This is a genomic window from Nostoc parmelioides FACHB-3921, from assembly GCF_014696625.1.
GTDB classification, from domain to species: Bacteria; Cyanobacteriota; Cyanobacteriia; order Cyanobacteriales; family Nostocaceae; genus Trichormus; species Trichormus parmelioides.
The window spans coordinates 44,804-68,941 of sequence record NZ_JACJQL010000002.1 but is presented as its reverse complement, the minus strand read 5'-3'; the positions used below and the strand labels follow the sequence as shown (position 1 = coordinate 68,941).

Below are 24,138 nucleotides of genomic sequence, written 5' to 3'. Positions count from 1 at the left end.
AATAATTCACAATCTTAAAATTACTCTTGCCAAATTGAAGTAAATTAGAACTCCAAGTACGTCAACGGCTGTAGTAATAAAAGGTGCTGACATTAAAGCTGGGTCTAAGCGTAAGTAGCGAAACAAAAATGGCAGTGCTGAACCAGATATAGAAGCCAGAACAGAGATAGCGATTAAACTAGCACCAACAGCGATCGCTACTTCTAATCGGCCTTGGAGAAAGTAAGCCCATATAGTGGCGATACTACCTAACATACCGCCTAGCAATGCACCGGCGATCGCTTCTCTGCCAATCACTTGTAATGTGCCGAGTGAGCGAATTTCGTCTGTATTCATCCCGCGAATCACGACTGTGGAAGACTGAGCGCCTACGTTACCACCAGTACCAGTCAACAAGGGGATAAAGGCAGTGAGGGTGACTACTTTTGTCAAGATATCTTCTTGGGACTTAATAATTGTGCCGGTGACAGTGTTGGTAACTAAGAGAACAAATAACCATAAAACCCGCTTGCGAGCTACTTCCCATAAATCCATTTGAAAGTAATTGTCGCCACTGGACTGTACACCACCACCTAAAGCGTAGATATCCTTGGTGGTTTCCTCTTCCAGAATATCAATCACGTCATCGACGGTGACAATCCCGACTAAAAGCTGTTGTCTATCTACCACCGGGACAGCTAGGAAATCATACCTTTGAATTAATCTGGCTACTTCTTCCTGGTGAGTATCTGTATTGACAAAAATTACATCACGGGTCATTACCTCACCAATCGTCTGTTCTGGCTGGGATGTCACCAACTCCCGCAGTGAGACAATGCCGGTTAAGCGTCTGGCTTGATCCGTAACGTAAAGATAGTAGATCATCTCACTAGCATTAGCGAGGCTGCGAATCCGTTCTAGAGCTTGCCCTATGGTCATATTTTCTTTTAGCCCAATGAACTCTAGAGTCATGATGCGCCCGGCTGTATCGGCTTCATAACCCAACATTAGGGCTGTGGCTTGGCGTTCTGTTGGACTGAGTTGTTCTAGCAGGTGATTGACAACCTTGGCAGGCAATTCATCAAATAATCTCGCTCGGTCATCCGACGACATTTGATCGACTATATCGCGGACTTCCTGGCTTTTGAGTTCTTCAATTAATCTTTCTTGAACACTGTAGTCAAGATATTCGTAAACTTCAATGGCTTCATCTTTAGAAAGCAAGCGAAAAGCTAAAGCGTGCATTGTTTCGGGTAAACCTTCAATCGCTTCAGCTATGTCCGCAGGCTGTACAGGTACAAGAATGGCTTTTGCTCCCTGTAAATCTCCTGCTTCTAATAGCATTCGCATCTGTGTCCGCACTAAATCACGCAATTCCCTACGTGATACATCCTGAAGGGTAGAGTTTAAATTGTTCGTCTCTGTCACTTTCCACTTTCCTCGACCAGTCTGAACAAGGTTGCTGCCCCTAGTCTAAGGGATTGTGGAAGGTGTAAGGTTAAACTTACCGTGATTTTTTCTGCTTTGATGTGTTGTCAGTTTTTTCTTAAGAAAATTTGGTTAAAAATCCCAACAGTTTTTTTGTTTTTGGTGTGAGGAGGGTACGGCGATAGGTATCTGCGGCTTTTTTGATGGCTTCGGCTTGGGTAGGATAGGGGTGAATCACGTTACTGAGTTTGTTTAAACCTATCTTATTAACTATCGCTGTTGTGATTTCCGAAATCATCTCCCCGGCGTGAGTTGCGACAATAGTTGCACCAACAATTTCATCAGAACCTTTTTTGTGGTGAATTTTCAGAAAACCATCTTCTTGAGCATCGGCGATCGCTCGATCTACACTACTAAAAGGAATTTTAATTGTCTCTACGTCTTGACTTTCGTACAGTCCCACATGGGCAACTTCTGGGTCAGTATAAGTCACCCAAGGCATTACTAAGCTACTTAGTTTCGACCTGCCTAAACCAAAGGGAGAAAACAGGGTATTCTTAATGACAATGCGCGCGGCTGCATCGGCGGCGTGGGTAAATTTCCATTCCATGCAGATATCACCAGCAGCATAAATCTTGGGGTTGGTCGTTTGTAGGTAATCATTCACTTCCACACCCCGACGCTTGTCGTATTTTACCCCGACAGCTTCTAAATTCAACCCTTCCACATTAGGCGATCGCCCTGCACCCACTAATATTTCATCTACTGTCACCGAATCACGATGACCGTTGGTAGAAAAATACAACCGTTTACCCTCGGTTACCGTCACTACTTCTTCTACCTTGGCATTTAAAACTAAGCGAATCCCTTCTTTAATTAAAGTCTGTTGGACAATTTGTGCCGCGTCGTTATCTTCTTTGTTAAGGACATGGGAACCGCTATGAATCAACACTACCTCACTCCCCAAACGCCGGAAGGCTTGGGCTAATTCGCAACCAATGGGGCCACCACCAATTACTGCTAACTTTTCCGGTCTTTGAATTAAAGAAAAAACCGTTTCATTGGTGAGATATCCAGCTTGTTCAATGCCGATAATTGCTGGTTTTGTAGCCCTAGCACCAGTAGCAATCACCGCTTTTTTAAATTTAAGGGTCTTCCCAGCTACTTCTACGGTATTCTTACTAGCAAATTTACCACTACCTAAAAATACATCAACTCCCAGGGATGTAAAACGTTCCGCCGAGTCATTATGGCTAATATCCGACCGTACTCGTCGCATTCGTGCCATAACTGCGGGAAAATCAATATCAATCTGGCTGGGAATATTCACCCCCAAATTTTTCCCATTCCAGATTTCCCCCACCACCCGCGAAGACCGAATGATAGTTTTAGAAGGTACACAACCCACATTTAAGCAATCTCCACCCATAAGATGCTTTTCAATTAGCGCCACCTTTAAACCCAAACCCAGACCAGCCGCACCCGCCGCCACTACTAAGCCAGCAGTCCCCGCACCCATGACCACCAAGTCATAATTATCAGCCGGTTGGGGATTTACCCAGTTAGGCGGGTGTACATGAGCCACTAATTTTTGATTATATTCATCCACCGGGCGGACAATGACTCTATCTAATTCTGAATTGGACATTGGGTGTAACCTCTCTCAGCAATGGGGATTATTCTATTCTAAGCAAGCTACAAAATTCGCCATTCAAAATCAGGAAATTCAGGAAAGAATATGCTACATTTCATTCACCTCTAGGTATTTTAATTTTTATTTTATAAATGTTATCTCCAGGTTATCAAACCTGGGTAAATTCTTTAACTGATGATATTTCTTTCTTAATAATTGGTAATTCGAGTTTGCGTTGTGGGAGCATTTCTGCATACCTATCGGTCAGAAATCGGTTGAGTTTTCGATCTAGCTTTTTCAGAAATCTTTTTAATGGCTTATTTTCATTCCCAAAGCTAACTTGACGTACAAAAGGTTTAATAATTGTTGCTACTCGTCTCACACCCAATTTTTTGTATTTAGTTTGAAAATAACCATCCTCAGATAAATTCCATTTAGCGCGGATACGTTGTAAACTGGCTAAAGTCCAAGCATCACTCCAACGCAGCATATAAAAATGTAAATCGCTCCATTCTAAAGGAGGCCCTGGTACATAGGTAACTAAACTATCAGGTTCAAAATAAACTTTACCTCCTGCTTGTATGACATTCATGCAAAAATCTAGATGTTCTTTGGTGTTGAGCATTTCTTCATCTAAATAGCCAATTTGCTCAAATATTTCCCTCCGTATTAGGGTACAGTGAAACTCTGCTAATTCTGTCTCAGTTTGCTGGAGTTGAGAACGCAATGCTGATACTTGATGACCTTGTTTGTACATTTTTTCCCGTAGATGTCGTCTGCCTTTGACATCAATCACGATGTGGCTTTCTCCACCTGCAAAGTGGATTCTTTCGTGTATGGGTTCTTTTTCACACATCAAAGGCCCGACTACAGTTGCACCTGTTGTTTCTGCACAATTTACTAAAGCTTTTAACCAACCAGGGGAAACTATAACGTCGTTATCAAGGAATACTAAATATTTAGTATCAACGTGACTCAAGCCAATATTCCGGGCGTGGTTGGGAGAAAGATAGTAATCTGTCCGAATTAGTTGAAAGTTCTTTTCTTGGGCTTGTTGTTGTAGATATTTTCGGGCTTTAGTTGGAGAATTACCATCTACATAAATTAGTTTGAAAGGTATCTTCGTATGTTCGTAAATACTTTCTAATGATGCTTGAGTACAGCTAAAGCGTTCACGGGGAACAATGACAATTGTCACAATTGCTTCTGACATGGTTGATAACTCCTATTAGTTATAGCTGTTGACTGTTGACTGTTGACTGTTGACAGAATAGAAAGCCCTGTGTTGTCGGGTTTTTATCTTAGCTTGATGTCCTAATATCTCTACGGCTACTTAAATAGCTGTTAATTCTTTTGGTAGATGTTGCAAATCTTGTTGGGGTGATGATGAATAGAGCATTTGTTGATAAATTTGCACCAATTCATCATTTAGCTTGTTCATGTCGTATTTTTCTTCAACACGTCCACGTCCCGCTTTACCCATTTTTTCCCACAATTCTGGATGTTCTATGAGATAGGTTAACTTATGAGCGATCGCCTCTGCATCTCGTTCAGGGACTAAAAACCCAGAAACCCCATCCTCTACTAACTCTGGAATCCCCCCGTGTCTGGTACTAATCACAGGTAAACCCATCGCCATCGCTTCTTTTAAGGTGTTGACTGGTGCATCTTGATTACCATCTTTACCAGTTACACTAGGAGCCACAAAAATATGGCATTTATCCAAAATATCAACAATCTCTTTTTGTTGTTTCCAGCCTAATAATTTCACATTTTGACTAAGATTTAATTCAGAAATTAGTTTTTCAAAATGTGTTTTTAGTTCTCCATCACCAATAATGTTATACTCAATATAGGGATATTTTCTTATGACTTGAGCTACAGCTTTAATTACATACTCAATCCCTTTTTTTTCTACCAAACGCCCAGTAGTAGCAATGCGGATAATACCATCATGGGGATAAGAGCGTTCTTGAAAAAAGAAACTGTTACTATCAATTCCTGAACCGTGGACATGAATTTTATCAGCATCACATCCCAACGCCACGGCTTTATCTTTAAAAAATTCGCAGTTAGCTAAGAAAAAATCTGTTTCCTGGAATAGTTCTTGATAAACCTGTTCTCCCCATTTGGGTAAAAATTTACTAATATCTGAACCCCGGAAGGTGGAAATTAATTTACCTTCAATTAAACCAAGTTGGCGAAACCACACACCGAACACGCCCAAGGTACTGAATTGACAGTGGATAATATCGTAAGATTTTGTTTTTAAAAATGGTAATGCTCGATAAAGCATTTTCAAGGATTTCGCCTGACTAACATAGCGCGAAGTATTGAGTAATTGCAGACAGACGCTAGGGTTTTTATGAAAATTGATTAACAGTAGACTTAAGCCTTTTACCCAACGCCATAACTCATTATTTGGTCTAGTGGGAGCGTAAATTGTGCGTTCCATGAGGTGATATTGTTCGACCAAGGGATGCAATTTAGATGTATCTTGGGGAATACCATCAAGGGAGTAAATATCAACTTCATAGCCGCGTTCTATCGTACCGACAATTTGATTTAAAATGAATGGTTCAGATAACACAGGAAAATGGGCAACAAAAAATGCTACTTTCATATTTCGTAGTTAAATAGCTGTTGACAGTTGACGGTTGACGGTTGACAGACTTAAATAGCGGTTAATTCTTTTGGTAGATGCTGCAAATCTTGTTGGGGTGATTGTGGTTTGAGCATTTGTTGATAAATTTCCACCAATTCATCATTTAGCTTGTTCATGTCGTATTTTTCTGCAACACGTCCACGTCCAGCTTTACCCATTTTTTCCCACAATTCTGGATGCTCTATAAGATAGGTTAACTTATGAGCGATCGCCTCTGCATCTCGTTCAGGGACTAAAAACCCAGAAACCCCGTCTGTGACTAATTCAGGAATCCCCCCGTGTCTGGTACTAATCACAGGTAAACCCATCGCCATCGCTTCTTTTAAGGTGTTGACTGGTGCATCTTGATTACCATCCGCAGCCGTCACACTAGGCGCGATAAAAATGTGGGTACTTTCCAGAATCTCCACAATTTCTTTTTGCTGCTTCCATCCCAATAATTTGACGATATGACCAATATTCAATTCTGTGATTAATTGTTCTAAATCTTCCTTTAAATCGCCATCGCCGATAACTTGATACTCAATATTGGGGTAAAGTTCAGCTACTTTAGCAACTGCACGAATAGCATATTCAATCCCCTTTTTTTCTACCAATCTTCCTGTTGTCGCAACTTGCACTTTCCCATCAGCAGGAAAATAGCGAGGTTTGAATGTGAACTTATTACAATCTAAACCAGAACCATGAATTATCAGTTTATCAGGATTGCAGCCTAAATTAATCGCGCGATCACCAAAAAATTTGCAATTCGCCAAGAAAAACTCCCCTTCCTGAAAGAGTTGCTCATAAACATCACTGCCATTTTCCTCGACATATTTACTAATATCAATACCCCGAAAAGTCGTGATTAATTTACCAGAAATTATCCCCACTTCCCGATAGGCTAAAGCAATAGGCGCTAAAGTGCCGAATTGACAGTGAATGATATCATAAGAGCCATCTTTCAGTAACCCTACAATTCTGTAGAATGTTTTTAAAGTAGCTACTTCCTTCCCATATCTTCCCGGAATAAAAAATCGCCAAGTTTTCAAAGAACCCTGATGAATATTCCTAATGAATAAACCTATACCTTTAAAAAAGCGCCAAATAAGATTGTTAGGAACATGAGGAGGGAAACATACACGTTCCATCAGCCGATATTCTTCCACAACCGGATGTAACTTCCCTGTATAACCCTTCGGTAAACCATTCACAGGATGAATATAAACCTCATGTCCCCTATCAATCAAACCCGTAATTTGATTAAGAATAAAAGCCTCAGACAAAACCGGAAACCGCCAAACAATAAAAGCCACTTTCATAGTAAAACCTCCGCGTCACTCCGCGTAAACCTCCGCGATACTTTGCGTTTAAAAATCCTGCCTTTCTCCTCCTTCCTCAAAAAATCCAAATGATAATTCAAATTCATCACCTCTAACTGTCCCGAAGCCAAAGAACCATCAGGAAAATTAAGAATACTAATCCCACAATTTGACTGTTGAAGAGAATGATAAAACTCAGGACTTATCCCCAAAGCAGTCCCAATCAAAGCTCGATTTGTCCCCCCATGTGCAACTACCAACACAGTTTTACCTACGTTGTTTGGTAGTACTTCTTGCCAGAATTGTTGTACCCGTTGATATAAATTCAGCGCCGGATAAAACCGTGTTTCATTATCTACCTGCATCCAAAATTCATGCGGGCGCTGTTTCCAAAGTTGATACGCTTCAGGGAATATTTCCCGTACATATTGAAATGCTAATCCTTCCCAAGCAGGCATATCATTTTCTCTTAATTTTTCATCGATAAAAACTGCATTTTTGGGAAAATTAATTACCTCTAAAATTTCTTTAGCGGTTTCCTGCGCCCGCTTGAGTGAACTAACATAAACAGCATCAAAACATATTCCCTTGAGAAATTCCCCTGTAATTCGCGCATCCCTACGCCCAACTTCTGTTAATACTGACTCATCACTACTACCTTGATATAATCCCAAAGCATTAAACGTACTCTCTCCGTGGCGTAACAAAATCACGCGAGTTCCTGAGGATTCTTCAAGCCTCAACTGCATAGATATCTCCTTCTGGTTCGACAATGCCTTGTATTTGATATAAAGTGGCGTAGTAACCACCCAAACGCATCAATTCTGGGTGAGTACCCTGTTCTAAAATGCTTCCGCCCTCGACGTAGAGAATTATGTCTGCGTTTTCTACCGCCTTGAGGTTGTGGGAAATAATAAAGGTTGTCCGCCCCTCGGTTAATTTGGCGAGTGCAGAATTGACTATATATTCACTCTTTTTATCTAAACCTGTGGTGGGTTCATCCAGAATTACTATCGGTGCTTGTCGTATTGCAGCACGAGCGATCGCAATTCTTTGTCTTTGTCCTCCTGATAGTGTACCACCGCGATCGCCCAAAATAGTATCGTAACCTTGGGGTAAATTCATGATAAATTCGTGAGCATTAGCTAGACGTGCAGCTTTTTCCACTTCCTTATCAGTAGCACCCAATTTCCCATAGGCGATATTTTCCCTGACACTAACTGCAAATAACACACTCTCTTGTAAAACCACACTGATTTGCTGGCGTAGAGAATTCAGGGTATATTCGCGGATGTCTTGACCATCGATTAAAATCCGCCCAGCTTCTGGGTCATAAAGCCGTAATATTAAACTGAGAAGCGTTGATTTACCGCCACCGGAAGCCCCTACTAAGGCAATTTGCTGTCCCGGTTGCACAGTCAAGCTAATATTTTTTAAAATATCTTTCCCTGTATCATAGCCAAAGAAAACATTTTCAAACCGCACTGCACCAAAAAAAGGATGGGCTGGTTTTGCCCCTGGTAAATCTTGTACATTGGGTTCATAATCCAGAATTTCTACTACTCGTTCACCGGAAGCGGTGGCTTTAGCGATTTGGCCGATTTGATTGGAGAGTTTCCGCATCGGTTCAAAAGCATTTCGCAGATATGTCATAAATACCAACAGTTCCCCTGGTGTAAGTTCCTTGTGTAGCACCACATGAGAACCACGCCACAACACCACAGCAATGATAATTGCCATTAAAATTTGTACAGCCCTTTCTAGTGCGGCTGAAAGTCTCAGAGATTCGATTGCTTCATCTAAACTCTTTTGATTTTGAGTTGAGAAAACGCTGTGTAGCATTTCCTGAAGAGATAAGACTTGCACCACCTTAATAGCACCCATAGTTTCGCCAGTGGTTGCGGCTAAAACACCTTCAGAATCACGATGTTTTTTGGCAAACTTACGAATGCGGCTAATCATCTGACTAGTCAACAAAAATAACAATGGGAAAATCGCCGTCACTACTAACGCCAGTTCCCAATTTAGCCAAAACATAATCCCCAACATCCCCACCAACGAGAATGTATTGGTAAATAAAGGTAAGGCTGTTTTCACCGTCACAGTCCGCATCTTTTCAATATCGGCGGTGACACGGGTGATTAAATCCCCACTCTTAGATTTTTGGTGAAAAGATAAAGAAAGATGCTGTAAATGATGGAAAACATTAGCCCGTACTGTGGACAACACCCGCACCACAGCCAAAGACATTCCGTAAGTGCTGATATATGCAGCAATGCTACCCACCCCAGAAATAACTACAATACCTACAGCCGATAGAGTTAATAATACAACTGGACTCAATCCATAAGTATGAGTAAGATTTGTATTGTTATTGTGAGCAGGGATAAGGATGTAATCAAAAACATATTTTAAAGGCCAAGGTTCCAGCAAACGTAAGCCAGTTTCCAATAAGAGTGCCAAAAAAGAACCAGCTATTAAAAGTTTTTGTTGACGAATATAAGGCGAAAATTTATCTAATATCCGCAAGATTCCCGGAATAACACCCTTTAATTCCTTTTCTTTGGCACGCTGACCCATTAATTATCTCTCTCCTTTGTTAACAAAATTTAGGGGGTTTAAATCCCCAGCTTCTATCAAGCTGCAAAGTTGTGGCTTTTTCGTTTGTTTTTAAAAAGTTTTGAGATAATTAGCAGTGGCTTCTGCACCATTCAGGTTAAATTGAGATTGATGTACAGGTCTATTTTTGTTTAAACAGATGATGATTTTTTCAGCTAAATTAGATGCTGTTAAATTTTGTGGAAGAATAGAATCAACAATTCCTAGCTTCTCTAATTTTTGAGTCCGCAATAACTGTTCTTTATCTTGCTGTTCATGCCCAATGGGAACAACAATGGCACGCACACCTGTACTCAGAATATTCATGGTGGTGTTATAGCCACTTAAGCTTAAAGAAATATCTGCCGTTTTCATGTATTCCAACAATTGTAACGTATATGTAGCGATGTGAATATGACTGCGATCGCCTGCTATTTGTCTTAATTGATTTACCTGTGCTTCTGGCATAAAAGGGCCAGTAAATATTTTGATGATATGCGGTCTTAATGGAGCTAAAATAGAGCTTGCTGCTATCACTGTTTCCAAAAGCTCATAGCCAATTCTGCCACCACCAACGCTAACTATAATTTTTGCTGTTTCTACGTTTACGTCACCCCATAATTGATGGGCATCATTGATATTAACTGTTGGGGATTGGGTGACAAATCCCGTATGAACAACTTCGCTTTTGATATATTGGTAGTCACTAAAGCTCTCAGAAAATTTTTGGAAATTAGGGTCAGCATGGAATAGCAACAGATCAAAATAACGATTCATTAAATGGCAAATAACTGCCGTTTCCTCCGTGTCACTGTCCTTACCAATCACATCACGTAAACTAGAAATGAGTTTCGTTCTAGGACTGGTAGTTTTGATATGCTCCATTAAAGGCAGTAATTCAAACAATAATTTATGTCTACCAAAGGGAAAAAATTCAGTGATTAAATAATCTGGTTTAATTCTATCAAATTCAGAAATCAAGAGATTTTTTCGCTTCTCCTTAACTGCTGCCACATCATTACAAGTATCCTCAACTCTAAAATTACCATCTTCTAACCAAAGTGCAGGTAATCTAATTAACTCTACTTGTGGTGGCATTTCAAAATCGGTAATTACAGGCCCACCATTAATAAAATAAACCTGAAAATCCTTAACTAAACTCCTCACTATTTCTGTGCTTCTAACTAAATGCCCAATACCGCTAAGGTACTGGCAATAAAACATGATCTTTTTCATAGTTAAATAGCCGTTCACAACTTGTTTGAGTTAACAGCAAAGCAATGTAAGATTTGAGTTTATCCAAACCCTCCATATTCAGGTTGACTGGAGACACAGGTAAATGATTAACGAGAGCTTTTTGCAATGTTGATGGCTGTAAATTCTCTGGAGTAATTACTGAAAACAAACCTAACTCAGCCATGCGTTGAGCGCGAATTAACTGCTCCTTAGATGGGTGCGAACGAGGGATGATGACCGCAGGTTTATTGGCACATATAATCTCGCAAACTGTGTTATAACCAGCCATCGAAACTATAGTATCTGCTGCTTGGATATAACTCATTAAATCGTCTGTAAATTCTCTCACCTGTACTTGAGGATTCTTGTCTGCTAACTCAAGAAGCATTTGTTTTTGATTTATAGGCATTTCGGGGCCAGAAATAATCAAACTTTTGTAGCGATGTGCTTCTGCTAATAAGTTAATAGCAGCAAGATAAGTAGCAACTAATTCATAGCCATCTTCACCACCACCAGGAGTTACTAAAATCAACTTCTCCTCTGGTGATACTTGCAATTCGTTTCTAATCTGTTTAGGTGATTTTAGTCCTGGTTTACGTCCCATATAGCCGCAATAACGAGTTTTGCGGTTGATGACATGACAGAACTGATATTCTGTTACTGGATCAAAAACTTCTGGTGTCCCAACTATTAAAACTTGATGGTAAAATCTTTCTATAGCTGTATAGTAGCCGTTTTTGCGCCAATCAGCGATCGTGACTTCTGGTGAGTCAAGAATATCGCGCAGTAAAAGCACCAGTTTGCTTTGAGGGAGTTGGTGATGAAAATAATGAATCGTGTCAGCTAATTCATTTTTAAGGCCGTATGGTTTTTTATCTACCAGAAATAAGTCTGGTTGAAAGTTAATTGCAGCTGAGAGAATTAATTGCGATCGCAATCTTACCGTCTCTTCCACCCCCATCCCCAAATACTTTACCGCAACTTCACCACTTGAGCCTCTATTCAAACAAGGCAATTTGATGTAATCTAGACCTTTAGGTAAACGAAATCCCTGTAACATGGGTGAACCTGAAAGCAACAAAATTGAGAGTTCAGGGATTCCTTGCAGCAAATGTTCGCAAATAGCTAACATTCTGCGGATATTACCAAGCCCGTATGCGTCATGGGAATACACCAGCATTCGCATAATTGTTACCAATTAAGTTGGAATATGTATGGCAGAAACATTCGTTTGATGTTCCCTTGCTAATACACATAATTACTGAATTACATTAATTCCTTATGAAATTTTCATGAGAAGGTTCTCATCAAGCTGTTAAGCTGATACACAAGTATTTTTACTGCCCAGACAAGGGACATATCAATAATTTTTTAATAAAACAAACAGACAATACTTGAAATCCACAGATGTTTTCATAAGAAGTTTCTCATCTTTTATTCATTAAGGTTTCATAAACTGCTGGTTAAACTAACATTAAGCGAAGGTTAATTACGACTCAGTAGCAATTTCTTATGTAGAGAAACCAGCCAATTTAAAGAGCAGAAAGATCAGCAATCAAGTAGTTTGTAGGCAGAGATAAATCTACCAATATTCTACTTGTAATTCATCGAGATTTGTTATATTTCTGCTCCCCAAGCTGATTGGTAAATAAATTACTGTTAGTACTATTTTTAACTTGTTGAATTAGTACCTCAGTATCTCTACTTAATGGCTGATTTTTTATATGTATAAGGGTAGTTGACTGTCCTCAACGCCATCAATGTAGTGTGTTCCCATGAATCATTGCGGATTGCTAGATAAAAACTAGATTAGATACCGTGTTAAAAATTAGTCAGGAGTACAAATGAACAAATTGTTACCCCACTCTAGAAAAATCACCAGAACATCGGCTAGAATCACGTCTCATGAGGCTCGCAAATGCCGTATTGCGTTGTATTCCCACGACACAATGGGATTAGGACACAAACGCCGTAATTTATTGATTGCTCAAACTTTAGGATTTTCACCCCTACAAACTGATATTTTAATGATTAGTGGCATTCAAGATGCCAGCAATTTACCAACACCACCAGGGGTAGATTGTTTGACCCTTCCGGCTCTGCATAAAAACATTGATGGGCAATATCAAGCCAGGAAATTGGATCTATCATTGCAAGAAATTATTGCATTGCGATCGCAAGTTATCCTCGCAACGATCAAAACCTTTAAACCTGATATCTTCATTGTGGATAATGTCCCACGGGGCGCAGTCAGAGAACTAGACCCCACCTTAGAATACTTGCGTAGGGAAGGCAAAACCCACTGCATTCTAGGTTTGCGCGATATCTTAGATGAACCCGCTTCCGTGCGTCGAGATTGGAAACGAGCAGCCAATGAAGAGGCGATTCAAACATATTATGATCAAGTTTGGGTGTATGGCGATCGCAACATCTATGACCTAGCCAAAGAATATCACCTCCAGCCAAAAACCGCCGCCAAATTCCGCTACACAGGCTATCTTGACCAACGCAACCGCCTCAAATATCTAAATTTAGATATAGTTCAATCATTTAAATCCCTCAATCTACCATCTGAACGCCTAGTATTGTGCCTAGTAGGTGGTGGACAAGACGGAGCGCAGTTAGCAGAAACCTTTGCTCATGCGGAACTACCATCAGGAATGAATGGTATAATCCTGACAGGCCCCTTCATGCCGCGAGAATTTAGGCAAAAACTCCACAACTATGCAGCGCAACGTGACAATTTGCGCGTGTTGGAATATTTAGCCGAGCCGACAATGTTACTACACCAAGCCGAACGGGTGATTGCAATGGGTGGTTACAATACCACTTGCGAATTATTATCATTTGGTAAGCGATCGCTCATTTTACCCCGCGTCAAACCCCGAAAAGAACAATTAATTCGGGCTGAACGATTAAAAGAACTAGGCTTAATTGATTTCCTACACCCAGATAAACTGACATCGGCTGCATTAACCGACTGGCTAAAGCTTGACATTGAGCCACCACCAGTCCGTAAATACGTCGATCTCAAAGGACTAACCCGCATTCCCCAATTCGTCCATGAAATCCTCATGTCTGCTCATCAAGAACCCCCACACGCAAAAGCTTCTTAAATAATCAACAGTCAACAGTCAACAGTCAATAGCCAACAGTCAATAGCCAACAGTCAACAGTCATCAGTCAACAGTCATCCGTTAACAAATATGCCCATGTCCGTCGCTTACGTCCTCAAACGTTATCCCCGCTATTCTGAAACCTTTGTCGTCAATGAAATTTTAGCTCATGAAGCGGCTGGCTTAGATATCAAAATTTTCGCTTTAAGACCACCATCAGACACGCACTTTCAAAATATTATTTCCCAAGTGCGCGCACCTGTCACTTACATTCGCAAGCCACTCCAAGGACGGGTGAGCGATTCACTCAATAGTCTTGCACCTACAGCCGCTAGTTATTTCTGGGCGGAATTACAAGAAGCGGGTAAAGTTATCCCTGATTTTTGGTCAAAATTAGCATTTGCTCAAGGGGAAAAAGCCAGCACTGTCTACCAAGCTACATGGTTAGCACGAGAAGTCAAGCTCAAAGGTATCACCCATTTACACGCTCATTTCGGGACTGTAGCCACTAGTGTAGCTCGCCTAGCATCCCACTTTACAGGCGTTCCCTATACCTTCACTGCTCACGCTAAAGATATCTTTCATGAAAGCGTGGAATTTGCGGACATGGAACGGAAGCTAAAAGATGCGGCTAGTGTGGTGACTGTCAGTAACTACAATGTCAAATATCTGCAAAAAACATATAACCTAGCTGCAAACCAAGTCCAACGCATCTATAACGGTTTAGATTTACGACAATTACAATATTCTTCTCCGGCGGAACGCCCACCATTAATTATCTCAGTTGGTCGGTTAATCGAGAAGAAAGGTCTATCTGTTCTCATTGATGCTTGTGCAATTCTCAAGCAGAAAAATTATGAGTTTCAGTGTCAAATTGTGGGTACTGGTTCTTTAGAGTTTCCCTTGCGTCGGCAAATTATAGATTTGGGATTGCAATCTTGTGTGGAAATTATCGGCCCTCGTCCTCAAAATGAGGTGTTTCAATTAGTACAACAAGCGGCTGTGTTTGCTGCGCCTTATGTGATTGGTCAAGATGGTAATCGGGATGGATTACCTACGGTTTTACTAGAAGCTATGGCTCTGGGAACTCCCTGTGTAAGTACGGTGGTAACGGGTATCCCTGAAGTTGTGTGTGATGGTGAGACTGGGTTGATTGTCCCCCAATATGATGCGGAGGAATTAGCCACTGCGCTTGGAAAACTTCTGAAAGATCCAGCTTTGCGAGTGAGGTTGTCTACTCAGGCTAGGAGTTTGATTGAGTCTGAGTTTGATATTTGTCGTAATACGCGAGTTTTGAGGGATTTATTTCTCACGCATACTGCTTCGCAGAACCCGGAGGGTAGGCGCAAAGACGCAAAGGAAAATGCAAGGGTTTATACCAATTAGTAAAAAAAGAATGCTATCGATACACATCTTCAAACCCTTGTGATATCAGGCTGTTTGAATTTTGAATTTTGAATTTTGAATTTTGAATTTTGAATTGGTTTTAGGAGGTGTGAAGGGTGAGAGTTGCTTATGTTTGTGCTGATGCGGGGATTCCTGTTTTTGGGCAGAAGGGTTGCTCTATTCATGTGCAGGAGGTAATCCGGGCTTTAAAAGGGCAAGGTGGAGAAGTTACATTGTTTGCTACTCGGATTGAGGGAGAGTTACCGGGGGATTTGGCTGATGTGGTGGTGCATCAACTTCCACCTGTTCCTAAGTTAGAACGATCGCAGCGAGAGCAGGTGGCTTTGGGAATGAATCCTGATTTACGCTTGAGTTTGGAGAAGTTTGGCTCTTTTGATTTGATTTATGAGCGTTATTCTCTCTGGAGTTATGGCGCGATGGAATATGCTCAAGATAGGGGAATTCCTGGTTTGTTGGAGGTGAATTCGCCTCTGATTATCGAACAGGCACAGCATCGGGGTTTAATTGATCGTGAAAGTGCGGAAGCTGTGGCGCGTCGGGTGTTTTCAGCCGCTACAGCATTAATTGCTGTTTCCGATGCAGTGAAAACTTACTTGCTGGATTATGTGGATAGTAGCAAGATTCATGTGATTCCTAATGGTGTCAATCCTCACCGCTTTTCTCATCGGCATTCTGCAAGTCAATCAGAAAGTTTTACGGTGGGTTTTGTTGGTACTTTGAAACCTTGGCACGGATTACCCATCCTGACTGAAGCTTTTAGTTTACTACATCAACGTGTTCCTCATGCCAAACTTTTGATTGTTGGGGATGGCCCGGAACGGGAAAATCTAGAAGTTGAATTAGCTGCACGGGGATTAGATGCTCATACTCAATTCACTGGTGCGGTGAATCCTGATGAAATTCCTCAGTTATTAGGGGCGATGGATGTGGCTGTTGCACCCTACGCTGCACAAGCTGATTTTTACTTCTCGCCGTTGAAAGTGTATGAATATATGGCGGCTGGTTTACCTGTAGTTGTTAGTCAGATTGGACAATTGACAGACTTGATTGATCCGGGGGTGAATGGTATGCTTTGCCCTCCTGGTGATGCGATCGCCTTAACAAACACATTAGAACAATTATGGCGATCGCCTCATCTGCGTCACAGTTTAGGACAAGCGGCGCGAGAAACCGTGATAGCTCATCATACTTGGGATGCGATTGCTCAACAAATTCTGCATCTAGCGTCTCCATTACCGGTGGAGGTGAAACTATAAATGCTAAAACCCAAAAAATCAGATGTTCCCGGTTTGTGGGGAGTGTTGACTTATTTCTGGCCTGATATTCGTCCCCAGTATGGACTACTTTTAGTTTCGGCGATCGCTTTAATTGCAGATGTAGGACTGCGGGTATTAGAACCTTGGCCTCTGAAGTTTGTCTTTGATTACGTTCTGCTGCGGGGCGAAAGGGTTAATACTCTTCCCCTCATAGCTAATCTAGAACCAATCACATTACTGACGTTTTCAGCCGTTGCAGTCTTAATTATTACAGGCTTACGCGCCCTGGCTGCCTATGGAAGTACCGTAGGATTAGCTATAGTCGGTAGCAGAGTTATGGCGAAGGTGCGGAATCGTTTATATTGTCATCTGCAAGATTTATCCTTGGCTTATCACACCAAAGCCCGTAGCGGTGATTTAATTATCCGTGTCAGTAGCGATGCTAGCCGTCTCCAAGAGATTATGATTACGGCAGCTTTACCGCTAGTAGTCAGCATTCTCTCTCTATTTGGCATGATTGGGGTGATGTTCTGGATGAATCGTAGCCTCACCCTGTTGTCATTAATCACACTACCGTTCTTTTGGTTAGTCACTAACCGACTCAGCCAGCGCATCAAAGATTCCTCATTAAAGCAACGTCAACAAGAAGGAGCTGTAGCAGCAACGGCGGCTGAATCTATCGCGGCGATTAAGTTAGTCAAAGCCCTCTCCCTTCAGGATGCTTTTGCACGGGTATTTGCTCAACAAAATCAGAGTAGTCTCAAAGAAAGCGTCAAAACCCAACGCCTAGCGGCTCATTTAGAACGTACTGTAGATGGGGTGATTGCAATGGGAACAGCAATTATTTTATGGTATGGCTCTTGGTTGGCGCTGCGAGATGCTTTAACCCCTGGGGATGTGCTGGTATTCCTTACCTACCTCAAGAACGCCTTTAAGCCAGTGCAGAACTTGGCTAAATACACGGGACGACTCGCTAAAGCGGCGGCTTCTGGTGAGCGTATCTTAGATGTGTTAAATCAAAAACCAGATATTAGTGATTCACCCGAAGCATTCCCCGCCCCAATTTTCCGGGGTTCGGTGCGTTTTGATCGCGTCCACTTTGCTTATGACTCAGGACGAGTGCTACTAGAAGATATCAATTTAAACATTCAATCAGGACAGCAGGTAGCGATTGTAGGGACTTCTGGTGGTGGTAAATCGACATTAGTCAGTCTTTTATTACGGCTTTATGATCCCACCTCTGGGCGGGTGATGATTGATGGGCGGGATATTCGAGAGTATACATTGGCATCATTCCGTTCCCAAATTAGTGTAGTTTTGCAAGATAGTCTCTTGTTTGCTGCAAGTATTAAAGAAAACATTGCCTACGGGATTGCTGGGGTGTCTGATGCGGAAATTGAAGAGGCGGCGCATTTAGCTCATGCTCATGATTTTATCCAAGCTTTACCGCAAGGATATGACACCCTTGTGGGGGAAAGAGGCGCAACTCTTTCGGGGGGACAAAGACAACGGATTGCGATCGCTCGTGCTGCTATTCGTCAAGCTCCTATCTTGATTTTAGATGAACCTACTACGGGGTTAGATAAGGAGAGTGAGAAGGCTGTAATTGATGCTTTGCAAAGGTTGTCAGCAAATCGCACGACTTTTTTGATTACTCATGATCTGAATTTTGCTACTCGTGCAGATATCATTATTTATCTGGAAAATGGGCGGATAGCTGAACAAGGTTCTCATCTGGAGTTGATGCGGAAACATGGGCGTTATGCGGCGTTGTATGAGGTGCAGGCTTCTTTGAGGGTTTAGAGAGAGTTTTTAACGCAGAGGGGCGCTGAGGTACGCTGAGTATGGTTTTTAGTGATGAGAAGATGCCTTTTCTGGCGGATGCGGTTGATCTGGTGCGGGTGAAGGAGTGTTTTGAGGGGTGTTTGGACATAGCTAAAAATTGTCGTGTGCAGAATGTCCGGGTGATTCGTCATAAGTTGGGGCGGCGTTGTTTGATTGAATATGAGTTGATTGATGATGCTGGGGAAATCATTACGCTAATTGGGAAGGTGAGGGCTAAGGGAACTGATTTTCATAGTTATGAGTTACAGAAATTTCTCTGGGAATCGGGATTTGGTGATGATAGTCCTGATGGGATTTCTGTCCCTGAACCTGTGGGGATAATTCCTGAGTGGCAAATGTGGTTACAGCGTCGGGTTGAAGGGGTGACTGCTACTCAATTGCTCTCACAAACTAACAGTATTTTACCTGCAAAACTGATTGCTGAAGCTGCTCATAAATTGCACCAAGCTAATATTATTCCTCGTCGTTCTCATAGAATGTCAGATGAATTACGAATTTTGCATGAACGGATTCCATTAGTGATGGAACAATACCCACAATGGCAATCACGTTTAGAACGCATATTAGCAGCAAGTGATGATTTAGGAGCGAACACACCAGAACCAAAACCCTGTGGTATCCATCGTGATTTTTATCCTGATCAAGTGATTATTAATAATTCTCGTTTGTATCTGATTGATCTGGATTTATGTTGTGCAGGTAATCCGGCAGTTGATATCGGTAATTTCATCGCTCATCTTCAAGAATACAGCTTGCGTACTTTTGGTAATTATCAAGCATTGCAAGAGTATGAAAATATTCTCACGAAAAGATTTATTCAGCTTACAGGTAATGAATTTTCCCCCGCAATTCAAGCCTATACTACCCTAACTTTAGTCCGACATATTCACATCAGCACCCTATTTACCGAACGTCGTCCTTTTACCGAAGCACTATTAAATCTCTGCGAACAGCAACTCAATATAATTCGTAATTCGTAATTATATAGCGTTTCATGAAATGGCTCAAACTCCTTGCCCCTCGGCGTTTCCCTCCGCGCCACTCTGCGTTTAATTTTCAGGAAATAGAATTAATGTTTTCAATCTTTTATCAGAAAATACACCTGATTACTTTAATCATTTTATCTATTTTGAGTAGCACAGCGAAAGTTAGTGCAACAAATATTCCAGTAGAAGAAAATAGTAAATTAAATAAAATTATATCAGTTTCTCAATTAGAGAATATTACCCATGATAGTTGGGCATTTCAGGCACTACAAGCATTAACTGAGCAATATGATTGTGTTAGTCAGGAGACTACTGACAATCAAACCATGACTAGATATGAATTTGCCACTAAATTAAATGCTTGTATTCTGACGATAAATAATAGTAACTTTGAAAAGTTTAATCGAGAAACATTAACTACAATCCAAAAACTACAAACAGAATTTTCTGCGGAATTAGCAACTTTTAGAAACCGCGTAAATTTATTAGAAAACAAAGTAGCTACATTAGAAACACAACAGTTTTCGCCCCAAGTTGAGTTAGCGGGAGAAGTTATCTTTGCTGTAACTGGAGTCGCTGGAGGGAAAAAAGCTAACAGTAGAACTAAGCCAATAAATGATAATTTTGTTTTGAGCGATCGCCTCAGTCTCAGCTTAGAAGCAAGTTTTACTGGTAAAGACAAATTACAAATCAGTCTACAAGGACGCAATACACCAGAATTGGCAGATGTTACCGACACTAAAATGGCTAATTTGGGCTTTGATGGTGACGATGACAATGAGGTAGAAGTAGATGAAATAGATTATAGATTTCGACTAGGTAAGCAAACCCGCGTCACTTTATCCGCGTTAGGAGGAGGATTAGGGGATTTTGTTCCTAGTGTCAATCCTCTGTTTAGTGGTAGTGGAGATGGTTCAATTTCCACATTTGGGCGAGAAAATCCGATTAGACGACAAGGTGGCGGTGCAGGTATCGGTATTTCTCATAATTTCGCCAAGTCTCTCAACTTTTCATTGGGATACGTCACCAACGACGCAGCTAATCCAGAAAAGGGAATTTTTGCTAGTCCTTATGGAGCGATCGCTCAACTCACCCTTGAACCCACCAAAACCGCAGCATTTAGCGTCACTTATATCCACTCTTATAATAATATAAATACCGGCACTGGCAGCGAATTAACCAACAACCCCTTTAATAATCAAGCCGATGCAATTACAGCTAATTCCTTTGGTGCAGAAGCTTCTTGGCAAATTAACCCAACTATCACCCTGGGTGGACGAGTTGGTTTGATTCATGCAACAGCAGAAGACTTACCCGCAACTCCAAATGCTACTATTTCCACATGGGCGTTACTACTAACTTTCAACGATATTGGTAAAGAAAATAGCTTTGCTGGCTTTGTGATAGGTCAACCGCCTAAAATAACTCATAATAGTTTTGGTAATGCCTTTGAAGATGAGGATACATCTTTACATTTAGAAGCCTTTTACCACCTGCAAATTACAGATAATCTGGCAATAACTCCGGGGTTATTTTTCATCACAAACCCAGAACATAATAATAATAACGACAAAATTTATATTGGCACAGTTCGGACAACTTTTACCTTCTAATAGCAATTTTATCTGAGGTTGCACATAATAGAAAATCCGTTGATTTATCCGCGTTTCTCTGTCTTGAAAAGTTGAGCCACTTGCTTGCGGGGGTTCCCACCGTTGTGCAAAGTGGCGTTCCTACGGAGGGAAACCCTCCTACAGAACTTTTCGCTGCGTACATCTGCGTTCAACTATTCTATACAGCTTCATATTAATTTGGTATAAGTATCGGTAAGTAGAAGAAGTCCGGGGAGTCGAGATAAATCACTCATTACTCCCGTTAATCCTCATATAAATCAGTTTGCAGGTTCCCCTGATTATCAAGATATAATTCTTCTTCAAGTTCTCCGTCAGTAATATCTACCTCATAAAACATACCATTAGGTGTAATTTCTATTTCATATTTTGTGATGATATATCCAGGACGTTCTTGATTGATACGTTTTAATACAATAGGAGGGAAATCTTTTTCTGTCACATAGTATTCTGTTTCTAGCCATTCCCCGGTATCTGAAAATTCCGCTTCGTATTGGATATTATTTTGAGTGAAAACTGCCTCATAACCGTAGTTATGTCTTTGCCAAGTGTGAGGAATATTGGGATATTTAGCTTGGAAAGCTTGTTTTACAGATTGAGGAACAACTAGACCTTGTGGTTGATTTTGGAAATAATAAAAAACAAATAAACACACTAGTAGGAAAACACCGCCAAGACCCAATAAAAAGGATTTTATTGCTATAATTACCACTTATTTGTATAAGTATTTTTCTATCATGGATTGGTAGTCAAGATAATATCATCGTGAATGCAAATCTTGCATCTAGCTGACTGTCTAGTACAATAATATATCTAGTCTATTTTAATCATAGTATAAATCAGTTTGATGATTACCACTCCTATCAAAATATAATTCTTCTTCTGTTTCTCCGTCGGTAATCTCTATTTTATAAAATGTACCTTTAGGTGTAATTTCAATTTCATATCTTGTGATGATATATCCAGGGCGTTCTTTTTTTACCCGGTTCAAGACAGCAGTAGGGAAATCTTCCTCTCTTACATTGTATTCAGTTTCTAGCCATTCACCAGTGTGGGAAAATTCTGCTTCATACTGGATATTATTTTGAGTAAAAATTGCCTCATAACCGTAGCTATTTTTTTGCCAAATGTGAGGAATATTAGGATATTTAGCTTTGAAAGCTGCTTTAATGGACGGGGGAACTATTATACTTTGCTCCTCTTTGGAGGGATGATAACAAGCCAATAAAAATGCTATTAGATATGCACCACTAACTACAAATAAGATTGATGTAATTGGTATGTTTTTCACCTATTTACATAATTAATTTTGAATAAATGTTGTTTCTTGGGGTGGTTCCAAAGGTAGGATAATCGTGAATACAGATCCTGCCCCTAGTTCACTTTGTAAGGTAACTTGTCCTTTGTGGGCTTCTGCAATGGCTTGGACAATAGATAAACCCAGCCCAGCACCTTCAGAAAGACGGCGACTGTTTGTTGCACGAGCAAAGCGCTGGAAAATTCTGTATTGGTCAGCTGATGCAATACCTGTACCTGTGTCACGTACCCAAAAGCTGATTTTATCTCTGTGAATCATTGAACCCAGAGCAATTGTATCTGTGTTGTTTGTATGTTGAGTGGCATTTTGTGCCAAATTCATCACAGCCTGAGTCAGGCGTTGACGATCGCCTACAATTTTACCTCTAGCAACAGCTTCCAGTTGCCAGATGCGATCGCCAAGACCTTTGACTTTAGCAAATAATTCTTCGGTGAAAGTGCAAGCATCAAATGTTTCTAGCAGCAAAAAATCTGGACGCTCCGCCTTTGCTAGTAACATCAAATCATTAACAAAACGGTTCATTCGTTCTAACTCGTCTATAACTATAGTTAGAGTTTCTTGTATTTCTTTTGGGTCATTACCCATCAATTCTAAATGACCACGAATAATGGTAATAGGTGTTCGCAGTTCGTGTCCAGCATCATTAATAAAGTTGCGTTGACTGATAAATGCGTTTTGTAATCTATCCATCATGTCATTAAACGTAGTGCCTAATTCTGCTAGTTCCCCATTACCATCTATAGTGATGCGTTGATTTAAATCAGTTTCACTAATTTTCCGAGCCGTTTGAGTTAGTAAGCGCAAAGGAGCCAAAATTTTTCCCGAAGCCAGCCAAGCCAAAACTAAAGCAAGTATTAAAACAAATGCACTCACCTGAACAATTACTGCTAACGTTTCCAAAACTTCTCCACGTTCCCCAGCAGTGGTGTGAGCAATGACTATAACTCCCATGATTTCGCCCTGAATTTCCACAGGTCGAGCTAGATAAACGATGCTATCAACTTCACTATTAGGCACTACCACTTCTTCTTGCTTTGGTTGTGTTAATTTTGCCCAATCTCGAATCAGTTTTGCATCTCTATCCATTTCTTTGGGTCTAGCTCTGGGACTTGATTTATAAAATTTTTCGTCCATCAGAGCAATCAAAAATGTATCATCTTCTGGGAGTTGATTGCCCAAGAAAGCATCAAAAAACTCTCTTAGTTCTTGCTTCGTAGTTGGTGGATTGAGTAGACGGTTATCAGTTTGTTTAAGTTTATCAATAGCTTCAATACTTTCTTCATCTAATTGATGCTTAGGAATGTTACTTGTACCAAGTAGTTGCTCAAATATTTCTATCTTTTCTATTGCTTCCTCATTTACACGTTGATTAACTCGTGCATACAAAGCCTGACGAATCGTCGGAATAAAAACCAGAAAAATAAAAAATAAAATTATCGCGTACCAGGACAAAATCCTTGTACGCGTAGACCAAAAAAAGCCTCGACGATGCTTGAGGAATGTTCCAGCTATGGTACTTTGCTGGTTGTTCACTGATTTTTGAATGTCGGGATGAAATAGAATAACTTGAGATTTCTCTTTCTTGGCTTGTTGCCCCATATAACTATAAGTTTTTATGTATGATAACTGCTAAAGTTTTGGATTTCGGATCTGACATCCAAAATCCAAAACCCTGCATCCAAAATTCCGGTCACATAGGGAACACAAGCGTCTTAGGAAAGCATTAATTCCGGTCACAT

General features: G+C 40.7%; 18 protein-coding genes. 6 read left to right on the top strand and 12 right to left on the bottom strand.

The annotated features are described in order from the left end of the window. Nucleotides 1-6: 6 nt before the first annotated feature. From mgtE to H6G14_RS02085, 9 genes are all read right to left on the bottom strand, one after another. Entirely contained in the window at nt 7-1,407 is a 1,401-nt protein-coding gene (gene mgtE, locus H6G14_RS02125; protein ID WP_190565515.1) for a magnesium transporter, read from the bottom strand. A gap of 118 nt (nt 1,408-1,525) precedes the next feature. After that, on the bottom strand, nt 1,526-3,055 hold the full coding sequence (locus H6G14_RS02120) for a mercuric reductase (RefSeq protein ID WP_190565514.1): 1,530 nt from the start codon (nt 3,053-3,055) through the stop codon (nt 1,526-1,528). Nucleotides 3,056-3,209: 154 nt separating this feature from the next. Continuing rightward, nucleotides 3,210-4,253, bottom strand: coding sequence for a glycosyltransferase family 2 protein (locus tag H6G14_RS02115; protein ID WP_190565513.1), 1,044 nt, complete (start codon nt 4,251-4,253; stop codon nt 3,210-3,212). Between the two features lie 120 nt (nt 4,254-4,373). Then, entirely contained in the window at nt 4,374-5,663 is a 1,290-nt protein-coding gene (locus H6G14_RS02110) for a glycosyltransferase (protein ID WP_190565512.1), read from the bottom strand. 50 nt (nt 5,664-5,713) lie between these two features. Continuing rightward, nucleotides 5,714-7,006 (bottom strand): colanic acid biosynthesis glycosyltransferase WcaL, encoded by a 1,293-nt coding sequence (locus H6G14_RS02105; RefSeq protein WP_190565511.1) that lies wholly within the window; start codon nt 7,004-7,006, stop codon nt 5,714-5,716. After that, nucleotides 7,003-7,755, bottom strand: coding sequence for a histidine phosphatase family protein (locus H6G14_RS02100; protein WP_190565510.1), 753 nt, complete (start codon nt 7,753-7,755; stop codon nt 7,003-7,005). The genes H6G14_RS02105 and H6G14_RS02100 overlap by 4 nt, the downstream gene beginning before the upstream one ends. Continuing rightward, the gene (locus H6G14_RS02095; RefSeq protein ID WP_190565509.1) at nt 7,739-9,586 is read right to left on the bottom strand and encodes an ABC transporter ATP-binding protein; all 1,848 of its coding nucleotides are present in this window, start codon (nt 9,584-9,586) and stop codon (nt 7,739-7,741) included. Before H6G14_RS02095 ends, H6G14_RS02100 begins: the two co-directional genes overlap by 17 nt. Nucleotides 9,587-9,676: 90 nt before the next feature. Next, nucleotides 9,677-10,840, bottom strand: a complete 1,164-nt coding sequence (locus H6G14_RS02090; RefSeq protein ID WP_190565508.1) for a glycosyltransferase family protein — start codon at nt 10,838-10,840, stop codon at nt 9,677-9,679. Beyond that, nucleotides 10,806-12,026, bottom strand: a complete 1,221-nt coding sequence (locus H6G14_RS02085) for a glycosyltransferase family protein (RefSeq protein WP_190565507.1) — start codon at nt 12,024-12,026, stop codon at nt 10,806-10,808. The genes H6G14_RS02090 and H6G14_RS02085 overlap by 35 nt, the downstream gene beginning before the upstream one ends. 658 nt (nt 12,027-12,684) lie before the next feature. Between H6G14_RS02085 and H6G14_RS02080 the strand changes: the two genes are divergently transcribed. From H6G14_RS02080 to H6G14_RS02055, 6 genes are all read left to right on the top strand, one after another. Further along, nucleotides 12,685-13,956 carry a glycosyltransferase family protein gene (locus tag H6G14_RS02080; RefSeq protein ID WP_190565506.1) on the top strand — a complete coding sequence of 424 codons (1,272 nt, stop codon included), beginning with the start codon at nt 12,685-12,687 and terminating at the stop codon, nt 13,954-13,956. A 90-nt stretch (nt 13,957-14,046) separates the two neighbouring features. Next, entirely contained in the window at nt 14,047-15,342 is a 1,296-nt protein-coding gene (locus H6G14_RS02075) for a glycosyltransferase (RefSeq protein ID WP_190565505.1), read from the top strand. Between the two features lie 116 nt (nt 15,343-15,458). Further along, nucleotides 15,459-16,619: a glycosyltransferase gene (locus tag H6G14_RS33950; RefSeq protein ID WP_190565504.1), complete on the top strand. Its 1,161-nt coding sequence runs from the start codon at nt 15,459-15,461 to the stop codon at nt 16,617-16,619. After that, on the top strand, nt 16,620-18,422 hold the full coding sequence (locus H6G14_RS02065) for an ABC transporter ATP-binding protein (RefSeq protein WP_190565503.1): 1,803 nt from the start codon (nt 16,620-16,622) through the stop codon (nt 18,420-18,422). Between the two features lie 41 nt (nt 18,423-18,463). After that, entirely contained in the window at nt 18,464-19,444 is a 981-nt protein-coding gene (locus H6G14_RS02060) for a phosphotransferase family protein (RefSeq protein WP_190565502.1), read from the top strand. A 92-nt stretch (nt 19,445-19,536) separates the two neighbouring features. Next, on the top strand, nt 19,537-21,063 hold the full coding sequence (locus H6G14_RS02055; RefSeq protein ID WP_190565501.1) for an iron uptake porin: 1,527 nt from the start codon (nt 19,537-19,539) through the stop codon (nt 21,061-21,063). Nucleotides 21,064-21,325: 262 nt separating this feature from the next. Here the strand turns inward: H6G14_RS02055 and H6G14_RS02050 are convergent, their stop codons facing one another. The 3 genes from H6G14_RS02050 to H6G14_RS02040 form a co-directional block, all read right to left on the bottom strand. Continuing rightward, nucleotides 21,326-21,793, bottom strand: a complete 468-nt coding sequence (locus H6G14_RS02050; RefSeq protein ID WP_190565500.1) for a PepSY-like domain-containing protein — start codon at nt 21,791-21,793, stop codon at nt 21,326-21,328. Nucleotides 21,794-21,904: 111 nt separating this feature from the next. Beyond that, nucleotides 21,905-22,372: a PepSY-like domain-containing protein gene (locus H6G14_RS02045; RefSeq protein ID WP_190565499.1), complete on the bottom strand. Its 468-nt coding sequence runs from the start codon at nt 22,370-22,372 to the stop codon at nt 21,905-21,907. 12 nt (nt 22,373-22,384) lie between these two features. Beyond that, a complete protein-coding gene (locus tag H6G14_RS02040; RefSeq protein ID WP_190565498.1) occupies nt 22,385-23,998 on the bottom strand; it encodes a sensor histidine kinase in 1,614 nt (537 codons plus the stop codon). Between the last annotated feature and the right edge of the window lie 140 nt (nt 23,999-24,138).